Raw genomic sequence first — 3,699 nt, 5'->3', positions numbered from 1 at the left:
GGACGCAACCGCTGGTTCGCCGAATTGACCACCAAGAAACTCCAACGCTCCACCCACCGCACCGTACGAGCACTCAATGCCGACATCAGAGCGTGGATCGAGACCTGGAACGACAACCCCCGCCCCTACGTGTGGGTCAAGACCGCTGACCAGATCCTCGACTCCATCGCCCACTACTGCACACGAATTAATGACTCAGGACACTAGGTCGGGTTCATGGCTTCAACCCGCACACCGCGGGTTGAAGCCATGAACGGAGCCAGATCGCCGGTGCCGTTGAATCGGCACCACTCATTGACGCATGAGCGACGAATAATTCCGCCTCCGTTGTCTGAGCAGCACTCAGCGCGGTGGACCATGTGTGAGGGTCGGGCGGTCGAGAACGTCGACGTTTTGCAATCAACCAGGTTGTCGTAGGTGTGCCGCGCCATTGGGAGGAGTGGCCGGGCTAACACCTCTGATGCAATATGCAGCGTGTAACTTGACATAATGTATCTTATCGGCGAAGCGCCGGTCTGCTTATCCGACGAACCCGCCGTTGGTGTCAGTGATCTGACAGCCTGCTGCGAGCGCCCGTACCCCAGTTTCAAACTCATCGATCTGGAGCTTTTTCGGCCCTCCCTGCAGTCGTTGGGGCTTGATGTCCAGGTCTCGAGCGGTGACCGCGACGGGAAAGATCGGCTGGGTGCGATCGAGCGCTTGGATCTGGGTCTTCTCGTCAACGCAGAGCACCAGGGCACGTTCGGGTGGGTTCATGCAGAGCCCGACGACGTCGCGGACCTTCTCGGTGAACATGGGATCTTTCGACAGCTTCCACGAATCCTGTTTGTGTGGAGCCAATCCGAACGCTCTCCATACACGCGAAACAGTTGACTGCGACATGCCGAGATGCTCAGCCATCGACCGAGTCGACCAGTGTGTCGCATTCTTCGGAGTGGTCTCGAGAGTTGCGGTGATCAGGTCTTTGATCTGCTCGTCGCCGACGGTTCGAGGTCGCCCGGGCCGGGGTTCGTCGAGCAACCCCTCGCAGCGGTGCTCGACGAACCGGCCTCGCCATCGCCGCACGGTACCTCGGTTGAGGCCGAGTCGTTGTGCCACTTCGGTATTCGACTCGCCATCAGCGGCAGCGAGAACGATTCGTGATCGCATCGCCAAACCCGAGGCCGTCGTTCGCCGACGCGCCCACCCTTCGAGCTCACGGCGCTCGTCATCGGTCAGAACAATATCCACTGCTCGCGGACCCCGGGTTGCCATTCCCCAGTCTATCAACCGAATGACAATTAATGACTCAGGACACTAGCTTCGGACCGACCCGGCAGGTGTCGGCGCTATTGACCATTGAATCGAATGACAGACGAAAGTTGTTACCCACCCCAATGTGATCGTTACCTCATCATAATTGCCTTAAGTAACAAGTTCTCGTATCGGGGCCGGCTCGCTGGCGCTTCAGGCCTCCTCACCCCTTGACGGATGCCCCACCACGCCGATCCGGAGAAATGATCATGCCGGATGGACCTTGCTGAAGTACTCGGAATGACCGTTCACGATGTCCGATACATCGTGATCGACAATATTCGGATACGACGTTCGGAAGCCTGCATGTCCAGCGGCAACGCTTCCGCCTTGCGCGAATTTGTATGCGTACCCCAGAACCTGGTCGTTCGACGAGTAGTAGTTGTGGACCTTGTTGGAGACCGCGTCGTTCAATTTCCGCCAGTCACCCTTGCGTCCGATTGCCGCACCGAGGACGTGGATCGTGTCGATGCGGGGAGAACCTTGCTGCGTGGCCAACGTCTCCGCTGCTGTGATCATGACACGTGCGCCCAGGCTGTGACCGACGAGGTGATAGCTGGGAATTTCGGTTCGGGCGAGAATCCCGGCCAGCGCGACGCCCGTGCGGTCGGCACGCACCTTGGCGGTATGCCAAGGGTTCTTTGCGAGGTCGGCAGCGATCATCACCGGCGCCACCGGGTTGAGCTTCCCAGCAGCAGCCTTACTGGCCCTCGCCGCAATCCGCACAGCATTCTTCACGGCGTATTTTGCCCCTGTTCCCGTAACAGCGGGAGCTGCGAGAGCCGTCAGCTCCTTGCTGCCCCAGTAGAGTTTGTAGACGGGTGCATCCGGGTAGCAGCGATCGACGAATGCCATCGCCGCGCGCCAATCGGCACTAGATTCGTTGAGGAATCCGCGGGTCAGGATAACCGGCGTCCCGACACCCTCACGGAACTTCTCGATCTCGAACGACTTGTCGTCCTTGACGTACGCATTCGTGATGCTGGCGCCGAGTGCTCCGCCCAACGCTGCTCCAGCCGCGGCGATCACGTATGTTCCGCCGGCCATTCCGAGACCACCGGTTGCAACCGCGCCTCCTCCGAGGAGCGCCAGACCCGCATTCGTCGCCACGGCGCCGCTGTAACCCATCATCGCGCCTATCGCTCCCCCGAGGGCGGGAGCTGCTGCAATGCCTCCAGGCACTGCAATTCCTGCGGCGAGCACTCCCGCAGCGGCCAGCTTCGTGGCCCTGCTCAGGTTCGGCTTGTCGTACCTGAGGAGATCCGCGTAGGAATCCGGACCCGGAACCGTGGCGGACGCACGTTCGAAACTCGGGATGTCGTGACGGTGCTCGGCGCAGTAGCGAGGAATGCGGAACGACCCGAGCCCACGAGTGGCCATGTGGTCGCATTTCGGCGCAGCACATCTCAAAGTGGCCGTGCCGCAGGACGCGCAGAGATGTGCCCGTACACCCGATCGTTTGCCTTCCACACGTTGATGCTCGGTCCGATCGAAACAACCGGAACACCAGGCTTTGGTGAACTGGTCGGTCAAATCGTCGACGAGGTTGGCAATGCCTTCGGCAACTTCAGCATGTTCGTCGGCTTGCTTCCGGTGGCTTTTTCGTTGGTCCTCCTCGGTCGCCACCTGGAATTCGGCCTCATGCTTCACGTAAGCCCAGGCATTGTGAACGAGAGCCTTGTTCGCGATCATCCTCTCGTCACCAGTTGCCAACGGCTCGACCGCATCGAGAGTTCCCGTCAGCCGAAGCAATCGACCACCGAGCGACCGCACCTCGCACGTGAAATTTCCGTCCGGATCCGACGTGAGATGCACCGCGCCCAAAGAAACCTCTCCTCCCTACCTGAATACGACCTTGGAACGATAAAGGATCGACTCGTCAGACCGAATACCTACCATCCCGCCACGCTGACGGATACTTCGATTTTGCCCATCGCCACGGACAACTCACGGGGCAAGATCCTGTCGCGGCAGCGAAACCGGATACTCGTAGTCGCATCCGATGCTTTCGAGGGAAAGTGCACCCGGCATGTCCCGAAACCAGGAAGTGCACGCGTCCGCTGCCAACTCGACGTCTCGGGTGAAGACATAGCCGTCCGTACAACTGTGCGGTCACAGGGTGGCGCACACTGCGCGCCTGGAGGGTGTCCACCGCGTCGGCCAGGCGCGTGAACGTCTGATCGGCAGTTGCAGGGAGGACGCTTGCACCAATGGCCTCAACCACTTCCTGCGCTTTAGGCTCAAGACTGTTCGGGGTGATCCACGCGGGGGTGTAGAAGGGCCGGTATTCCCGCATCACTGTTTCGCGCAGAGCCTTGTCCCATGCGGCTGACCATCCTGCGATGAGTAGACCGTGAGTGTGCACAATCTCGCTCAGCAAACTCTGCATGTGGGTCTGGTAGGTGT

1 protein-coding gene and 2 pseudogenes are annotated in these 3,699 nt (G+C 60.2%); 1 reads left to right on the top strand and 2 read right to left on the bottom strand.

Translation table 11 applies throughout. The annotated features are described in order from the left end of the window. Positions 1-207, top strand: a pseudogene (locus GP2_RS20640) (IS630 family transposase); the annotation flags it as partial. A 461-nt stretch (positions 208-668) separates the two neighbouring features. On the opposite strand, the pseudogene GP2_RS20635 reads toward GP2_RS20640, so the two are convergent. Together GP2_RS20635 and GP2_RS20630 are read right to left on the bottom strand one after the other, a co-directional pair. Continuing rightward, positions 669-1,254, bottom strand: a pseudogene (locus GP2_RS20635) (IS630 family transposase); the annotation flags it as partial. A gap of 246 nt (positions 1,255-1,500) precedes the next feature. Continuing rightward, on the bottom strand, positions 1,501-3,108 hold the full coding sequence (locus GP2_RS20630) for a DUF726 domain-containing protein (protein ID WP_040527650.1): 1,608 nt from the start codon (positions 3,106-3,108) through the stop codon (positions 1,501-1,503). Positions 3,109-3,699: the final 591 nt, after the last annotated feature.

Source organism: Gordonia paraffinivorans NBRC 108238 (assembly GCF_000344155.1).
GTDB classification, from domain to species: Bacteria; Actinomycetota; Actinomycetes; order Mycobacteriales; family Mycobacteriaceae; genus Gordonia; species Gordonia paraffinivorans.
The sequence above is the reverse complement of the archived record's forward strand: the minus strand, read 5'-3'. Positions and strand labels throughout refer to the sequence as shown.